The organism is Kitasatospora sp. NBC_00240, from assembly GCF_026342405.1.
Taxonomy (GTDB): Bacteria; Actinomycetota; Actinomycetes; order Streptomycetales; family Streptomycetaceae; genus Kitasatospora.
Genome location: NZ_JAPEMU010000001.1, coordinates 4930193 through 4946163, shown reverse-complemented (window position 1 = coordinate 4946163; position 15971 = coordinate 4930193). Strand labels below are relative to the sequence as shown.

Genomic DNA, 15971 nt, shown 5'->3' with positions numbered 1-15971 from the left:
CCCGTGGTCGTGGCGTGGGATGATTTCTGCTGTCAACGACGTAGACAGGAAGGCAGTCCGTGGCCGAGGAACTGTTCGCCACTCTCAAGACCAACCGCGGCGACATCGTGATCAAGCTCTTCCCGAACCACGCCCCCAAGACGGTGGCGAACTTCGTGGAGCTGGCCGAGGGCGGTCGGGAGTGGACCCACCCGCGCACCGGCGTGACCTCCAAGGACCGCCTGTACGACGGCACGATCTTCCACCGCGTGATCGAGAACTTCATGATCCAGGGCGGGGACCCGCTCGGGCTCGGCACCGGCGGCCCGGGCTACCGGTTCGCCGACGAGTTCCACCCGGACCTCGCCTTCACCAAGCCCTACCTGCTGGCGATGGCCAACTCCGGCCCCGCCACCAACGGCTCGCAGTTCTTCGTGACCGTGGCGCCGACCACCTGGCTGACCCGCAAGCACACCATCTTCGGCGAGGTCGCCGACGAGGCGAGCCGGAAGGTCGTCCAGGAGATCTCGGCGACGCCCACCAAGGCGGAGGACCGCCCGGTGGACGATGTCGTGATCGAGTCGGTCGAGATCACCCGCCGCTGACGCGGACCCGCAGTAGCCTGGCGATCCCGGTGGTGCCCCGTACGGCGGCGGCGTCACCGGGATCGGCCATGAGAAGGGAATCCCGGATGCTCCCGGATGAGCCCCAGCAGCCGGCGGACCGGCCCCAGCGGCCGGCCGGCCGGGACGACCAGCCGGCGGACGGACCTCGGCCGCCGGGCGGGCGGCCCGACCGGGCCGCGGACGGCTCCGGGCCGCCCGGCGCCGCGCACCCGCCGCTGCCCGGCTGCTACCGGCACCCCGAGCAGGAGACCGCGATCGGCTGCGCCCGCTGCGGGCGGCCGATCTGCCCCCGGTGCATGGTCAGCGCCTCGGTCGGCTTCCACTGCCCGGAGTGCGTCGCCGGCGGGGGGCAGGCGGCGGCCCGGAAGGCCACCACGCGCTTCGGCGGGCAGCCGGTCCGGGACGGCGCGCTGGTCACCAAGATCCTGATCGGGATCAACCTGGTGGTCTTCCTGCTGGCCGCCTACGTCTACAAGCCCTGGCTGGCGAACGACCTCTCGCTGCTCAGCGTGAGCCCGCGGTACGACGGCTGGCCGCACGGGGTCGCGGAGGGGCCGGGCCAGTGGTACCGGCTGCTGACCGCGACCTTCCTGCACATCGCCATCTGGCACATCGCGACCAACATGCTGGCGCTCTGGTGGATGGGGCCGATGCTGGAGCAGGCGCTCGGGCGTATCCGCTACCTGGCGCTCTACCTGGTGTCCGGGCTGGCCGGCAGCGCGTTGGCGTACCTGATCGCCGGGGACTACATGAACTCGCTCGGGGCGTCCGGAGCGATCTTCGGACTGTTCGGGGCGACCGTGGTGCTGTTCCTGCGGACCAGGACACCGCTCGGGCCGGTGATCGCCCTGCTGGTCTTCAACCTGGTGATCACGTTCTCGGTGTCCGGGATCGACTGGCGGGCGCACATCGGGGGACTGCTGGCCGGGGCGGCCATGGGCTTCGGGCTGATGTACGCCCCGCGGGAGCGCCGCAACCTCGTCCAGGGGGCGGCGGTGCTGCTGATGCTGGGCGTCGTGGTCGGCGCGGTGGTGCTGCAGACGGCTCTGCTCAACGGCTGAGCCGGCGGGGCGCCGGGCCGGCCGGCAGGATGCCGGGGTCGGACGTCCGATCGATTCCCGTGCGGGTGTCCGGCCGCGGCCTGTGCTCTGAGGCGGGGTCAGGCGTTGTCCACAGCGGGCGGGGCGCTGTGCACAAGTGTTTCGCACAGCGGTTTGCACGTGGTCGTTCTACGCGCGTCCTGCTGTGTCGCTCCGAGGTCGGCGGGGTGCGGGGCGACCCTGTGGACAGCGCGGTCCGGGAAAGTTATCCACAGGCTGGGGAGACTTTTCCCCAGTGTGGATAACCATGTGGATAAGCGGAAGGTGTGACCGCGGACCATGGCGGCGGCGCCCCCGGCAGGCGCGCCGAGCGGCCGGCCGGGCCGCCGATGACGGCACCCGGGCAGCACAGGGCAGCGCCGGGCAGCCCTGCGCGCCGCCCGGCGGAACAGGGCGGTCGAGGGCACGGCGGGGCAGTGCATGGCCGGGGCGGGCCGGGTGGGGCAGGGCGTGGCGCAGCGGGGGAGCACGGGGCCTGGCGGCCGGCCGGGCTCAGTTCGCCGGGCCTACTTCCACTGGGTGGAGACGCCGAAGCCCGCCGCGATGAAGCCGAAGCCCACCAGGATGTTCCAGTTGCGCCAGCTCTCCACCGGGTAGCTGCCGCTCGTCACGTAGTAGGTGACGATCCACACCAGGCCGACCAGGAACAGCGCCAGCATCAGCGGGGCGACCCAGCTGCGGCCTGAGCTGAGCTTCACCGCGGTCGTCGTGGACGGCGGCGGGGTGTAGTCGGACTTCTTGCGGAGTCGAGACTTCGGCACGAGGAGCTCTCCTGTCGATGCGCTGTGAGACCGCGCAGGGTGCAGCGGGGCGGGGCGGCGGTGGGGACGGACCGGGTGTGCGGGGCGCCGTACGGCAGGAATGCTCCGGGCGGGCCCGGGGGGCATACCTGCCGGGGGCTCCGCACATGCCACCGGCGTCCGTTAGCGTAGTGGTTCGGCGGGTCCGAAGGAGATAAGGGTACGGTGCCGAATTTGTCGATTCTCCCTGAACCTGCCCCCACCCGTGCCGGCGGCACCCGAATTGTCGGGCGTGCCCTGACCTGCGCCGTCTTCGCACTGGCAGGGCTGCTCTTCTACGTCAGCGCGCACGCCGCCCGCGGCACCGATCTGCGGACCGACGATTCGCTGCTGCGGCTGAGCGACGTCATACGCCAGCGCAGTGCGCAGAACCAGCAGGCGCAGGCGCAGCTGGCCGATCTCCAGGAGCGGGCCGAGGAGCTCACCCAGCAGCAGGGCAGTCCGGCGGACGCCGCCCTGCTGGGGGCGCTGCAGCAGGGTTCCGCGCTGGAGCCGCTGGCCGGTCCCGGGCTGACCGTCACGCTGAACGACGCGCCGCCGAACGCGACCGCGCGCATCCCCGGGGTGCCCGCGCCGGGCGTCAACGACCTGGTGATCCACCAGCAGGACATCCAGGCGGTGGTGAACGCGCTGTGGCGGGGCGGGGCCGAGGGCATCCAGGTGATGGACCAGCGGCTGATCTCGACCAGCGCGGTGCGCTGCGTGGGCAACACCCTGCTGCTGCAGGGCCGGGTGTACTCGCCGCCGTACGTGATCAGGGCGGTGGGGCGGACCGAGGCGCTGCGGTCGGCGGTGGAGGCGGACCCGACGATCCGCAACTACCTGCAGTACGTGCAGGCCTACGGCCTGGGCTGGAAGGTCCAGGAGAGCGGGGACCTGTCGGTGCCGGGCTACTCCGGCACGGTGGACCTGCGTTCGGCGAGCGGCCAGTGAACGGCGCCGGACCGTGGGCGCCGGGGCCGAAGCGGCTGACGGGAACCGCCGCGGCCCGGTGCGCGGTCTAGTCTTGAGCCCAACCTTTACGTCGAGGGAGCACCATGTACGGCTGGATCTGGCGCCATCTGCCGGGGAACACCCTGGTCCGGGCCGTCCTCGCGCTGCTCCTCGTCCTGGGGGTGGTCTACGTCCTGTTCCAGTACGTCTTCCCGTGGGCGGAGCCGCTGCTGCCCTTCGGCGACGTCACGGTGGACGGTCCGGAGGGCGGCGCCGGCTGACCGGTGTCGCGTCCTCCCACCCCACAAGTCCCCGCATCTCACCGGAGTAGCGTGCGTATGACCACCCCGCCGACCTCGCCCCGCATCCTGGTCGTGGACAACTACGACAGTTTCGTCTTCAACCTGGTCCAGTACCTGTACCAGTTGGGCGCCACCTGCGAGGTGGTGCGCAACGACGAGGTGACGGTCGGCCACGCGGTGCGCCGCGACGGCGCCGACGGCTTCGACGGGGTGCTGCTCTCGCCCGGCCCCGGTGCGCCGGAGGAGGCCGGGGTCTGCATCGAGATGGTGCACCACTGCGCCGGGATCGGGCTGCCGGTCTTCGGTGTCTGCCTGGGCCTGCAGTCGATCGCGGTGGCGTACGGCGCGGTGGTCGACCGGGCGCCCGAACTGCTGCACGGCAAGACCTCGCTGGTCACGCACGAGGACGGCGGGGTCTTCGAGGGCCTGCCCTCGCCGTTGACCGCGACCCGCTACCACTCGCTGGCGGTCGAGCCGGCCACCGTGCCGGACGAGCTGGTGGTCACCTCGCGGACGGAGAGCGGCGTGATCATGGGGCTGCGGCACCGGGAACTGCCGGTGGAGGGTGTGCAGTTCCACCCGGAGTCGGTGCTCACCGAGGGCGGGCACCGGATGCTCGCCAACTGGCTGGCACAGTGCGGCGATCCGGAGGCGGTGGGCCGCTCGGCCGGTCTCGCCCCGGTGATCGGTCGGGGCTGAGGACGTGACGGCGGTGCGCCCGGAGGGCCGCGCACAGGCCGGGGGCGGCGCGTACGGCGCGGATGCTCCCGGCGGTTACCCGGCGGCCGGCGGCCGCGCCGACGCGGAGCCGGACGGCTGGGGGGTCTACGAGCCGTACCCGGCCGAGGAGATGCCCGAGTACCCGTGGCTGGCCGACCAGACCCTTCAGCTGCGGACCATCCCGGAGGCCGCGTTGACGGCCGGTGCGCCCGTGCCCGGCGGTGGCCGGGCGGAGCGCCGGCGGGCGGCCCAGGGGCGCCTCGCGGTGCGTTCGGGCAGTGGTCGGCGGCGGGCGGCCGGGCGGGCCGCGGCGGGCGGGCAGCGGCCCGCGGAGCCGAAGGGCGTGGTGCTCGCCCGGATGATCGGCGAGCTGTGCATAACGCTCGGCCTGGTGATGCTGCTCTTCGTCTCGTACCAGCTGTGGTGGACGAACGTGCAGGCGGACGCTGCGGCGAGCGGTGCGCGCAGCCAGCTGGAGCACCAGTTCGACGCGGCGGCCCAGCCGGGGGCCGGGGCTCCGGCACCGGACCCGAACAAGCCGCCGGAGGCCTTCGCGCCGGGCAAGGGCTTCGCGATCATCCACCTGCCCAAGCTCGGGCTGACGGTGCCGATCGCCGAGGGCACCGGCAAGGCCCAGGTGCTCGACAAGGGCCTGGTGGGCCACTACACGGGTACCGCGATGCCCGCGGACAAGGCGGGCAACTTCGCGCTGGCCGCGCACCGCAACACCCACGGCGAGCCGTTCCGGTACATCAACAAGCTGGTCAAGGGCGACAAGATCGTGGTGGAGACCGCTACCGCGTACTACACGTACGAGGTGACCAGCGGGATCCCGGAGACGCCGCCGTCGAACATCGGGGTGATCCAGCCGGTCCCGAAGGGCGCCGGTTTCACCAAGGCCGACCGGTACATCACGCTGACCACGTGCACACCGGAGTTCACCTCCAAGTACCGGCTGATCGTCTTTGGCAAGATGGTCGAGGAGCGGCCGCGCGGTGAGGGCAAGCCCGCCGCGCTGACGGGTGGTCAGTAGCCGGCGGCGGCCCGGCCGCGGCCCCGAGCACAGCGAGGCGGAACAGCGTGAGCCAGCAGTCGACGGACCCCTTGGACGGACTCGCGGACGAGGCCGGGGACGGTCCGGCGGCCCCGCCGGCGGGCCGGTCCGCCCGGCGGCGGCCCGCGATGGTGGCGCTCGGGGTGTTCGGCGAGCTGCTGATCACCCTCGGGCTGCTGCTGGCGCTGTTCGCCACCTACTCCCTGTGGTGGACGAACGTGCAGGCGGACCGCACCGCCGACCTGGCCGCCGACAAGCTGCGCAGCGCCTGGTCGGCGCCGCCGTCCGCCGCGCCGCCGGTTCGTACCTACGCGGCGGGGGACGGCGTCGGGTTCCTGCACGTGCCGGCGATGGGCGCGGGCTACCAGGTGCTGATCCGGATGGGCACGGACGCCGCCACGCTGGCCGAGGGGGTGGCCGGGGTGTACGAGACGCCGTACCGCTCGGCGATGCCCTGGGAGCAGAGCGGCAACTTCGCGCTGGCGGCGCACCGGGACGGGCACGGCGCCAAGTTCCACGACCTGGACGCGCTGAAGCCGGGTGACGCGATCGTGGTGGAGACCCAGGACAGCTGGTACGTCTACCGGGTGGACGAGACGCTGCCGGAGACGTCCAAGTACGACACGGGTGTGGTCGCGCCGGTGCCCGAGGGGTCGTCGTACCACTCCCCCGGGCGCTACATCACCTTGACGACCTGTACGCCGGTCTACACCTCGCGCTACCGGATGGCGGTCTGGGGCAGCCTGGTGCGGGTGGATCCGGTGGACGCGGCGCGGACGCCGCCGGCCGAGCTGCGCTAGGGCCGGCCCGGCGGTCCGGCCGCGGCCCTCCGCGTCCGTCGCCGGGCCGCTGGAGGGCGCTCTGCGGGCCCGGGCGACGCCGAGGGGCCTGCGGGGCCGGGGTGGCCCTTCGCGGGCCGCAGACGGTCGTCCGGGCGGCCGGGCGGACCCGACCGACCGTCACCGGCCCGCTGCCGTCCCGGGGTCGCCCTCCCCCGCGCCGATCACACCGTTGCCGATCACTCCCGGTGCTGCCCTGCCGTTTCCCCTGCCGTGCTCGCCCGCCGTCGTGCGCCCGGACCGCCGCACGGGCGCCGGAACGCCGGAGGGGCCGCCGGCGCCCGGTGGCGTCGGCGGCCCCTCCGGGCAGCTGTCCTGCGGTGAGCGGCCGGGCCGCTCGGTCGATCACGGGTACGACGGCTCAGCCGTTACGGCCGGTTCGGGGACGGTGGCCCGGAGTCGTTCCCTTTGGGGCCGGGCATCGTCTGCAGCTGGATCGGGGTGTTCGGGTCGACCAGCTCGTTGGCGCCCGGGCTGTAGCGGACGACGATGTTGTCGTTGTCACCGCCCGCGCCGGCGAAGGTCCACTGCAGGCCGGCGGACTTCAGCTGGGCCATCGCGTCCTTGACGGTCTTGCCCTGCAGGTCGCCCGGCACCGGGATCTTGTCCGGGGTCTTGTAGACCGTCAGGACGATCTTCGTCCCGGCGGCGGCCTTGCTGTTGGGGGCCGGGGTCTGCGAGGCGACCAGGCCGTTCTTGCTGGGGTCCGGGGCCGGTACGGTCTTGCTGGAGTCGACCTGGAAGCCGGCGTCCTGCAGGGCCTGGGTGGCGGTCGCCACCGGCTGGCCCACCACACCGGGGACGTCGACCTTGGACTTGCCCTGGGAGATCGTCAGCTTGACGGGCGCCGACGGGTCGGCGGCGCCGTTGGCCGGCGGGTCCTGGGCGGTCACCTGGTCGAGCGGGGCGGTGTCGTCGTTCTTGTACTCGGTGGTGACGTTGGCGAAGCCGGCGTCCTGCAGGGCCTTGGTCGCCACGTCCTTGGCCTTGCCGACCACGCCGGGCACGGTGGCCTTGGCCGGCCCGGAGGACAGCCGGACCGTGATGGTGCCGGTCTCCGCGATCTGGGTGCCGGACACCGGGTCCTGGTTGCAGACCTGGGACTTCTGGATCTTGGTGTCGGGGCAGGCCACCGGCTCGCCCTCGGTGACCACCAGCTTGCCGCCGGCGGCCTGGGCGGCCGTCTTGGCCTCGGCCAGGCTCTTGCCGACCAGGCTGGGCGCGGCGATCTTGGCGGCGTCCTTCGTGCCGCCGCCGAACATCGCCTGGGCGACGAAGAACGTACCGACCAGGACCAGCACGGCCGCGACGGCCAGCACGATCCAGGAGGTGTTGCTCTTCTTCGGCGGCTGCTCGCCCCGCCGGGAGGCCCGGCCGTAGCCGTCGTCGTAGCCGTCGTTGCCGCCGCCGGGGCCCTGGTAGCCGCCGTCGTCCTGGTAGCCGCCCTGCGGGCCGTAGCCCTGCTGCGGGGAGCCGACCTGGGGCAGCACCGTGGTGGGGCCGCCACCGGGCTGCTGCGGGAGCATGTTGGTCTGGCCGTACGGGTCGTGCTGGGCGTACTGGCCGTTCTGGTCGTAGCCGTACCCGCCGGCCGCGCCCATGCCGTACGCGGCCTGCTGGGCCGCCGCCACCGGCAGGCCGTCGAGGAAGCGCTCGATGTCGTCGCGCATCTCGTCGGCGGACTGGTAGCGGTAGTCGCGGTCCTTGGTGAGCGCCTTCAGCACGATCGCGTCGATCTCGGGGCGCAGCTCCGGGTCGTACACCGACGGCGGCTGGGCCTCCTCGCGGACGTGCTGGTACGCCACCGCGACCGGCGAGTCGCCGACGAACGGCGGGCGCACGGCGAGCAGCTCGTACAGCAGGCAGCCGGTGGAGTAGATGTCGGAGCGCGCGTCGACCTGCTCACCCTTGGCCTGCTCGGGGGAGAGGTACTGGGCGGTGCCGATGACGGCCGAGGTCTGGGTCATCGTCATGCCGGCGTCGCCCATCGCACGGGCGATGCCGAAGTCCATGACCTTGACGTTGCCCTGCCGGGTGAGCATCACGTTGGCGGGCTTGATGTCGCGGTGCACGATGCCGGCCCGGTGGGAGTACTCCAGGGCCTGCAGGATGCCGATGGTCATCTCGAGCGCGCGCTCGGGCAGCAGCCGGCGGCCGGAGTGCAGCAGCTCGCGCAGGGTGGAGCCCTCGACGTACTCCATCACGATGTACGGGATGGAGATGTTGTCGATGTAGTCCTCGCCGGTGTCGTACACGGCGACGATGGCGGGGTGGTTCAGCGACGCCGCGGACTGTGCCTCGCGGCGGAACCGGGCCTGGAACGACGGATCCCGGGCCATGTCGGCCCGGAGCGTCTTCACTGCGACGGAGCGGCCGAGCCTGGAGTCATGGGCGAGGTACACCTCGGCCATGCCGCCGCGTCCGAGGACGCCGCCGAGCTCGTACCTGCCGCCTAGGCGACGAGGCTCTTCCATAGTTCCGACCCTCTCCCTCACCGGCCGGTGAGGATGTGACGTAGGTGTCCCCGCACGCTCTGTGTGACGCCGTCCGGGCCACGGTGGTTCTGTGACACGGACCCCACGGCGTCCCGCAGGCGGGCAACGGGCACACCCGCTGCTTGCGGATACGCTACCGGTCCCGCCCGGCACAACCGGAGTCGGCCGGAGGCCGATACCAGACCGGTATCGGAAGAGGGCTCCCGATTGTGACAATCCACGCACTCGGGAGGGGTCGGGTCACTTGGTGAGCGTGGCCTGCATCACAGCCTTGGCGATCGGGGCGGCGAGGCGCCCGCCGCTGATCCCGTCGCGGTTGTTGGAACCGTCCTCGACGACCACGGCGACCGCCACCGACTTGTTGTCGGCGCCCTTGGCGTAGGAGACGAACCAGGCGAACGGCAGGCCGTTGTTGCCCTCGCCGTGCTGGGCGGTGCCGGTCTTGCCGCCGACGGTGGTGCCGGGGATCTGGGCGTTCTTGCCGGTGCCGTTCTGCACCACGCTGACCATCATGTCCTGCAGCTTCTGCGCGGTGGCCGGGCTGATCGCCTGGCCGAGCTGCTTGGCGCTGTGCTGGGAGATGGTGGTCAGGTTGGCCGAGCGCTCCTGCGCGACCAGGTACGGCTGCATCAGCGAGCCGTTGTTGGCGATGGCGGAGGCGACCATGGCCATCTGCAGCGGGGTGGCCCGGGTGTCGTGCTGGCCGATCGCGTCCAGGGCCGTGCCGTCCGGGCTGGAGCCCTTCGGGTAGAAGCTCTGCACGGCCCGGATCGGGGTGTCCACGGTGGTGTTGAAGCCGAACTTCTCGGCCTGCTCGCGCATCTTGTCGCGGCCGAGGTCGGCGCCGATCTTGCCGTAGACGGTGTTGCAGGAGAAGTCCATGCCGACCTTGAGCGTGGCGCCCTCGCAGGGCTCGTTGGCGCTCTCGTTCTTCAGCTCGGTGGTGGTCCCGGGCAGCGTGTACGGGTCCGGGGTCTCGGTCTTGTCGTCGATGTTCTGGAAGACGTTGTTCTCGAACGCGGCGGCCGCGGTCACCAGCTTGAAGGTGGAGCCGGGCGGATAGGTCTCGCGCAGCGCCCGGTTGAGCATCGGCTTGTTGGCGTCGGCGTTGAGGTCGGTCCAGGCCTTGGTGTCCGCGTCGCCGCCGCCGGCGAAGGTGCCGGGGTCGTAGGAGGGGGTGGAGACCAGCGCGAGGATGGCGCCGGTGGCCGGGTCGAGGGCGACGACCGCGCCCTTCTTGTTGCCGAGGCCCTCGAAGGCGGCCTTCTGGGCCTTGGCGTTGATCGTGGTGACCACGTCGCCGCCCTGCTTCTCCTTGCCGGTCAGCATGTCGAGGGTGTTCCGGAAGAACAGCCGGTCGTCGGTGCCGGCCAGGAAGCCGTCCTCCAGGGACTCCAGCTGGCTGCTGCCGAAGGACTGCGAGGAGTACCCGGTGACCGGGGCGTAGAGCGGGCCGTTCACCCAGGAGCGCTTGTACTTGTAGCGCAGGCCGTCCACGAAGTCGGAGCTGGTGACGCGCTCGCCGTCGACGATGATGTTGCCGCGCGGATAGGCGTACCGGTCGTACTTGTTGCGGTCGTTGTGGGTGTTGGAGGCGAGGCTGTCGGCCTGCACCCCCTGCACCCAGTTGGTGCGCACCATCAGGGCCAGGATCAGCACGAGGCAGAAGATCGAGACCCGGCGAATGGGCTTGTTCATGAGACGGGTCCCCTCCTCGTTCCGGTCGCGGCATCGGGTCGCCGGCGGGCCGGCTGGTCAGTCAGTCGCACTGGTCATCACGTTTCGCTGGCCGGGGCCGGTTCCACCCCGGGACGGCGGGCACTGTCGCTGATCTTCAGCAGGATGGCGATCAGCGCCCAGTTGGCCACCACGGACGAACCGCCCTGGGCCATGAACGGCATGGTCATACCGGTCAGCGGGATCAGCCCGGTGACACCGCCGGCCACCACGAAGACCTGCAGCGCGAGCGCCGAGGACAGCCCGACGGCGAACAGCTTGCCGAACGGGTCGCGGGCGGCGATCGCGGTGCGCAGGCCGCGCTGCACGATCAGGGCGTAGACCATGAAGATCGCCATCAGGCCGGTGAGCCCGAGCTCCTCGCCGAAGGAGCCGATGATGAAGTCGCTCTTCGCGGCGAAGCCGATCAGCCAGGACCGGCCCTGGCCGAGGCCCGAGCCGGTGACCCCGCCCGAGCCCATCGCCATCAGGGACTGGCCGATCTGGTCGCTGCCGCCCTTGCCGGAGAAGGCCGCCATCGGGTCGAGCCAGGCGTCGATGCGGGTCTTCACGTGGCTCGCGGTGGAGCCCACCACGACGGCCCCGCCGACGGACATCAGCAGGCCGAAGATGATCCAGCTGGTGCGCTCGGTGGCGACGTACAGCATCACCACGAAGAGCCCGAAGAACAGGAAGGACGAGCCGAGGTCGTTCTCGAAGATCAGGATCAGCAGGCTGACCAGCCAGATCGCGATGATCGGGCCGAGGTCGCGGCCGCGCGGCAGGTACAGCCCCATGAAGCGCCGGCTGGCCAGTGCCAGGGCGTCCCGCTTGACCATCAGGTAGCCGGCGAAGAAGACGGTCAGGATGATCTTGGCGAACTCGCCCGGCTGGAACGACAGCGGGCCGAGGTGGATCCAGATCTTCGCGCCGAAGTCGGCGTCCCTGGACGGGAAGAACGCGGGCGCGGCCAGCAGCACCAGGGCCACCGCCATCGAGATGTAGGTGTAGCGCTGCAGCACCCGGTGGTCCTTCAGGAACACCATCACCACGATGAAGAAGGCGATGCCGAGCGCCGACCACATCAGCTGGTTGGCCGCCGCCGGGTAGTTCTTGGCCAGCAGCTTCCCGGCCTTGTCCAGCCGCCAGATCATCACCACGCCGAGCCCGTTGAGCAGCGTGGCCAGCGGCAGCAGCAGCGGGTCGGCGTACGGCGCCCAGCGGCGCATCACCAGGTGCGCGACCAGGGCCAGCGCGCCCATGCCCAGGCCGTAGCCGAGCATGCCGGCCGGCAGGCTGCCGTCGATCGCCAGGCCCACGTTGGCGTACGCGAGGACGGGCAGCAGCACCGCGAAGGCCAGCAGCGCCAGCTCGGTGTTGCGCCGGTTCGGGGTGCCCTGCGGGGTGATGGTGATGTTGCCGCGCCGGCGCCGGGCACCGCTCTGGGCGGCGCCGCCGCCGGCCGGTGCGCCGGGGGCCGGCGGACGGTCGCCGGACTGGCTGTTCGGACCGCTGCTCAGGTCATAGGTGCTCACGTGGTGGCCGCTCCCCGACGGCTGGCGGGCCCGCGTACGGCGGAGCCGGTACTGCTCGGTTGGTGCTGTCTGCGGCGCCCGGCCGCCGGTGCGGGGCCGGGCGTCCCGGGACTGCCCGCCGTCACGGCGTCGGGCAGGAGGCGGCCTTCTTCTGCTCCTCCTCGGTCAGGGTCGGCACCTCGCCCTGCGGCGAGACCGCCGGCGCCGCCGTGGTCGTCGCCGTGGCCGTGGGCGAGGCCGCCGCGACCGCCGGGGTGGGGCTCGCGGGGTGGTTCAGCGAGGCGCTCGGCGAGCTGCTCGGCGTGGCCGTGGGTGCGGCGGCGGGCGGCTCGGCGGGGGTGCCCTGCGCGGGCCTGGCGCCCTCGGAGACCTTGCGGCAGACCGTGGCCTGCTCCTGGAGCTGCTTCACCTTGTCGTTCGCGTCGCCCAGGCTGACGGCGGCGATCGTGTTGGTGACGTGGGTGCGCTGGTCCGGCGGCAGGAACTTCACCTGGACGTCGCCGAAGGTCTGGTGCACCGAGGACAGGCTCAGCCCGGCCAGGTTCTGGTTGATGCCCTGGTAGACCGCGACGTGGTCGCCGTCCACGCCGACGTAGTACTGGTCCTGGGTCCAGCGCCAGCCGAAGTATCCGGCACCGGCCAGCAGCCCGAGCGTGACCAGGCCGATCACCGAGCGCTTCGCCCACCTGCCCTTGCGGGCCGGTCCGTCCTCGTCCTCGTCGGCGTACCCGGGCTGCTCGGCGCCGTACGCGCCGTAGCCGCCCTCGTAGCCCTCGGCGGGACCGAAGCCGCCCGGTGCGGCGCCGTAGCCGCCCTCGTAGCCCTCGGCCGGGCCGAAGGCGCCCTGCGGGGGGCGGCCGAGGCCGGCCGCGCGCCCTGCCGGGGTGTTCAGGATCGTCTGGTCGGCGGCCGAGGCCGGCGGGGTCTCGGCGACCGCGCCGACCACCACCGGGACGTCGCCGCGCAGGCCGCTGAGGGTGTCGGTGGCGCCGACGTCGATGACGTCCGCCACGATGCAGGTGATGTTGTCGGGACCGCCGCCGCGCAGGGCGAGCTGGATCAGCTCCTGGACGGTCTGCTCGGGGGAGTAGAAGCTCCCGAGCGTCTCCTCCAGCGTCTGGTGGCTGACCGGGCCCGACAGGCCGTCGGAGCAGATCAGGTAGCGGTCGCCGGCCCGGACCTCGCGGATCGACAGGTCGGGCTCGACCTGGCCGCGGCCGTCCAGCGCCCGCATCAGCAGCGAGCGCTGCGGGTGGGTCTCGGCCTCCTCCGGCGTGATCCGGCCCTCGTCGACCAGGCGCTGCACCCAGGTGTGGTCCTGGGTGATCTGGGTCAGCGAGCCGTCGCGCAGCAGGTAGGCGCGCGAGTCGCCGACGTGCACCATGCCCATCCGCTGGCCGGTCCAGAGCATCGCGGTGAGGGTGCAGCCCATGCCTTCGAGCTGCGGGTCCTCCTCCACCATCTGGCGCAGGCGGTCGTTGGCGCCCTGGACGGCGTCGCCGAGCAGGGTCAGCAGGTCGGCGCCGGGCACGTCCTCGTCCAGCCGGACGATCGAGCCGAGGACCTCCGAGGAGGCGACCTCGCCGGCCGCCGCCCCGCCCATGCCGTCGGCCACGGCCAGCAGCCGCGGTCCGGCGTAGCCGGAGTCCTCGTTCCCCTCCCGGATGAGTCCCTTGTGGGAGCCGGCGGCGAAGCGCAGCACGAGGCTCATTTCCCTGCCTCGCTTCGCTCGGCCACGTCCACGCCGGGCGCGGAGCTCACAGGTGCCCACCGGCCGTCGGCCCGGTGGTGCCGCTCCCCCGGCCGGCCGGCCGGGAGCTGCCCCCCGGCCGCCGGGCCGGAGGCGTGAGCCCCGATGCTGCGCTCGCTCATGCGGTCCGTGTCCCCCTCTGGGCGTCGGCGGAGCTGCGGCGGATTCCACGGGAACCGGCGCGCACGGCCGCGACGGCGCTGCCGCTGCCGTCCCGGCCGGTCATGGACGGGGTGTTGTCCCTCATGCGCTTGCTACTTCCGCAGTTCGATGACGGTCCGGCCGATACGGATCGGCACGCCGGGCTGGAGCGGGGTGGGCGTCGTGAGGCGCTGCCGGTCCAGATAGGTGCCGTTGGTGGAGCCTAGATCCTCGACCGTCCACTGCCCAGTCTGATCCGGGTAGATCCTGGCATGCCGGGAGGACGCGTAGTCGTCGTCCAGCACGATCGTCGAGTCATGGGCGCGGCCGAGCGTGATCGTCTGCCCTTGCAGCGCCACGGTCGTCCCGGCGAGCGAGCCCTGCACCACGACCAGCTGGGTCGGTGCGCCCCGGCGCCGCGAGGGCTGGGCGGGGGCGGCCGGCTGGCTCTGGCCCTGCCCCTGGCCGGGACCGGAGCCCTGGGCGGGACGGCCGGGCGGCGCGGCGCCGGCCTGCGCGGTGGCGGCCCGCCGGGAGGAGCGCGGGTTGATCTTGGTGCCGAACAGGTCGCTGCGGATCACCTGGACCGCGACGATGACGAACAGCCACAGCACGGCGAGGAAGCCCAGCCGCATGACCGTCAGGGTCAGTTCTGACATAAGTGGCCCGCTTCTACCCTTCGACCTGTCGGTAGACGATGGTGGTGGAACCCACGACGATTCGTGAGCCGTCGCGGAGCGTAGCGCGCTGGGTGTGCTGTCCGTCCACCACGATGCCGTTCGTCGACCCGAGGTCGAGCACCATCGAGGGGGTGCCCGGGCGGATCTCGGCGTGCTTGCGGGACACCCCGGGGTCGTCGATGCGCACGTCCGCCTCGGTGGAGCGGCCGAGCACGCAGGCGTTCCCGGTGATCTGGTGACGCGACCCGTTGACCTCGATCCAGCGCCGGACGGCGGTACCGCCGTGGCCCGCGCCGGGGAACGGCCGCACGTTGTTGCCGCCCGGGGCCGGCTGGTGCGCCGGCGGGCCCGGGGGCATCGCGGGGGGCGCGGCCGGCGGCTGGGGCGCACCGTACGGGGCCGCGCCGGGCTGCTGCCACGGTGCGCCGGGGGCGGCGGCCACCGGCGGGCGGCCGTAGCCCGGCTGCCCGCCCTGGGCCGGCGGCTGCTGGTGCGGCTGCTGCGGTTCCTCGGCGGCCAGCGTGCGGCTGCGCACCCGGTACAGGCCGGTGTCGAGATCGTCCGCCTTCTCCAGGTTGACCTGGAGCGGACCCATGAAGCTGTACCGCTGGGCCTCGGCGTACTCGCGGACCATGCCGGCCAGCTCCTGGCCGAGCTGCCCGGAGTAGGGGCTGAGCCGCTCGTGGTCGTGCGGACTGAGCTCCACGATGAAATCGTTGGGGACGACGGTGCGGTCGCGGTTCCAGATCGTGGCGTTGTTGTCGCACTCGCGCTGAAGAGCGCCGGCGATCTCCACAGGCTGGACCTCGGACTTGAACACCTTGGCGAAGGTGCCGTTCACGAGACCCTCGAGCCGCTGTTCGAACTTCTTCAGGACTCCCACGGGGCACCCCCTTCCAAGGGTTCGGTCGCTTGTCCGCGGACCGGGTCGGCTGGAACCGGTCGCGCCTACTTGCGGTACTTCCGTACTGATCGTATCCACGCCCGGGCCATCCGTACGGTTCCCGGACCGCGTCGTACCCGGGGGTGGGCTCGCGCACACTGCGCCCGCGCCGGTGTCCGCGCCGGTGTTCCCCCCGGTGTTCGCCCCGGTGCCCGGCAAGGCAGGGCTACCCGGCCGAAGGCCCGCTCACCCCTCGCTCGCCTGTTCGCGGGGCAGCCGTTCGGATGCGCCCGGCCGTCGGCGGGGCACCCCGGTGGCGCGTCCGATCGACTTCGAGGGGCGGTGCCGGGACGGTCCGGGGAAAGGGATTCGGAGGTAGCCCCAGGGGCGTGCTAATGTTTTCCATGTCGGAAGGGGC

Annotated in this window: 14 protein-coding genes; 7 read left to right on the top strand and 7 right to left on the bottom strand. The window is 72.2% G+C overall.

All coding sequences use genetic code 11. From position 1 onward, the window contains the following. The first annotated feature begins 59 nt into the window (after positions 1 to 59). Positions 60 to 584: a peptidylprolyl isomerase gene (locus tag OG689_RS20940; RefSeq protein WP_266322452.1), complete on the top strand. Its 525-nt coding sequence runs from the start codon at positions 60 to 62 to the stop codon at positions 582 to 584. A gap of 86 nt (positions 585 to 670) precedes the next feature. After that, positions 671 to 1666: a rhomboid family intramembrane serine protease gene (locus OG689_RS20935; RefSeq protein ID WP_266322450.1), complete on the top strand. Its 996-nt coding sequence runs from the start codon at positions 671 to 673 to the stop codon at positions 1664 to 1666. Between the two features lie 545 nt (positions 1667 to 2211). On the opposite strand, the gene crgA is transcribed toward OG689_RS20935, so the two are convergent. Continuing rightward, the gene (gene crgA, locus OG689_RS20930; RefSeq protein WP_073929226.1) at positions 2212 to 2466 is read right to left on the bottom strand and encodes a cell division protein CrgA; all 255 of its coding nucleotides are present in this window, start codon (positions 2464 to 2466) and stop codon (positions 2212 to 2214) included. A 213-nt stretch (positions 2467 to 2679) separates the two neighbouring features. Between crgA and OG689_RS20925 the strand changes: the two genes are divergently transcribed. From OG689_RS20925 to OG689_RS20905, 5 genes are all read left to right on the top strand, one after another. Next, positions 2680 to 3438: a DUF881 domain-containing protein gene (locus OG689_RS20925; protein ID WP_266322446.1), complete on the top strand. Its 759-nt coding sequence runs from the start codon at positions 2680 to 2682 to the stop codon at positions 3436 to 3438. A 104-nt stretch (positions 3439 to 3542) separates the two neighbouring features. Next, positions 3543 to 3719: a hypothetical protein gene (locus tag OG689_RS20920; RefSeq protein WP_190211525.1), complete on the top strand. Its 177-nt coding sequence runs from the start codon at positions 3543 to 3545 to the stop codon at positions 3717 to 3719. Positions 3720 to 3776: 57 nt separating this feature from the next. Continuing rightward, complete coding sequence (locus tag OG689_RS20915) at positions 3777 to 4439, top strand: aminodeoxychorismate/anthranilate synthase component II (RefSeq protein WP_266322441.1); 663 nt, start codon at positions 3777 to 3779, stop codon at positions 4437 to 4439. Between the two features lie 4 nt (positions 4440 to 4443). After that, the gene (locus OG689_RS20910) at positions 4444 to 5493 is read left to right on the top strand and encodes a class E sortase (protein ID WP_266322440.1); all 1050 of its coding nucleotides are present in this window, start codon (positions 4444 to 4446) and stop codon (positions 5491 to 5493) included. Between the two features lie 149 nt (positions 5494 to 5642). Then, entirely contained in the window at positions 5643 to 6314 is a 672-nt protein-coding gene (locus OG689_RS20905) for a class E sortase (RefSeq protein ID WP_266327311.1), read from the top strand. A gap of 407 nt (positions 6315 to 6721) precedes the next feature. On the opposite strand, the gene pknB is transcribed toward OG689_RS20905, so the two are convergent. The 6 genes from pknB to OG689_RS20875 form a co-directional block, all read right to left on the bottom strand. Further along, the gene (pknB, locus tag OG689_RS20900; RefSeq protein WP_266322439.1) at positions 6722 to 8827 is read right to left on the bottom strand and encodes a Stk1 family PASTA domain-containing Ser/Thr kinase; all 2106 of its coding nucleotides are present in this window, start codon (positions 8825 to 8827) and stop codon (positions 6722 to 6724) included. A 261-nt stretch (positions 8828 to 9088) separates the two neighbouring features. Continuing rightward, positions 9089 to 10546 (bottom strand): penicillin-binding transpeptidase domain-containing protein, encoded by a 1458-nt coding sequence (locus tag OG689_RS20895; protein ID WP_266322437.1) that lies wholly within the window; start codon positions 10544 to 10546, stop codon positions 9089 to 9091. Positions 10547 to 10623: 77 nt separating this feature from the next. Then, positions 10624 to 11979, bottom strand: a complete 1356-nt coding sequence (locus OG689_RS20890) for an FtsW/RodA/SpoVE family cell cycle protein (protein WP_266327309.1) — start codon at positions 11977 to 11979, stop codon at positions 10624 to 10626. Between the two features lie 241 nt (positions 11980 to 12220). Then, positions 12221 to 13810, bottom strand: a complete 1590-nt coding sequence (locus OG689_RS20885; protein ID WP_266322435.1) for a protein phosphatase 2C domain-containing protein — start codon at positions 13808 to 13810, stop codon at positions 12221 to 12223. 293 nt (positions 13811 to 14103) lie between these two features. Further along, positions 14104 to 14649, bottom strand: coding sequence for an FHA domain-containing protein (locus tag OG689_RS20880; protein WP_266322433.1), 546 nt, complete (start codon positions 14647 to 14649; stop codon positions 14104 to 14106). 13 nt (positions 14650 to 14662) lie between these two features. Next, complete coding sequence (locus tag OG689_RS20875; RefSeq protein WP_266322431.1) at positions 14663 to 15553, bottom strand: DUF3662 and FHA domain-containing protein; 891 nt, start codon at positions 15551 to 15553, stop codon at positions 14663 to 14665. Between the last annotated feature and the right edge of the window lie 418 nt (positions 15554 to 15971).

Bases quoted from the DNA above. Each gene is read 5' to 3' on its own strand.
- OG689_RS20935 (WP_266322450.1), top strand. From the start codon at position 671: ATGCTCCCGGATGAGCCCCAGCAGCCGGCGGACCGGCCCCAGCGGCCG.
- OG689_RS20920 (WP_190211525.1), top strand. From the start codon at position 3,543: ATGTACGGCTGGATCTGGCGCCATCTGCCGGGGAACACCCTGGTCCGG.
- OG689_RS20915 (WP_266322441.1), top strand. From the start codon at position 3,777: ATGACCACCCCGCCGACCTCGCCCCGCATCCTGGTCGTGGACAACTAC.
- OG689_RS20905 (WP_266327311.1), top strand. From the start codon at position 5,643: ATGGTGGCGCTCGGGGTGTTCGGCGAGCTGCTGATCACCCTCGGGCTG.
- pknB (WP_266322439.1), bottom strand. From the start codon at position 8,827: ATGGAAGAGCCTCGTCGCCTAGGCGGCAGGTACGAGCTCGGCGGCGTC.
- OG689_RS20895 (WP_266322437.1), bottom strand. From the start codon at position 10,546: ATGAACAAGCCCATTCGCCGGGTCTCGATCTTCTGCCTCGTGCTGATC.
- OG689_RS20885 (WP_266322435.1), bottom strand. From the start codon at position 13,810: ATGAGCCTCGTGCTGCGCTTCGCCGCCGGCTCCCACAAGGGACTCATC.
- OG689_RS20880 (WP_266322433.1), bottom strand. From the start codon at position 14,649: ATGTCAGAACTGACCCTGACGGTCATGCGGCTGGGCTTCCTCGCCGTG.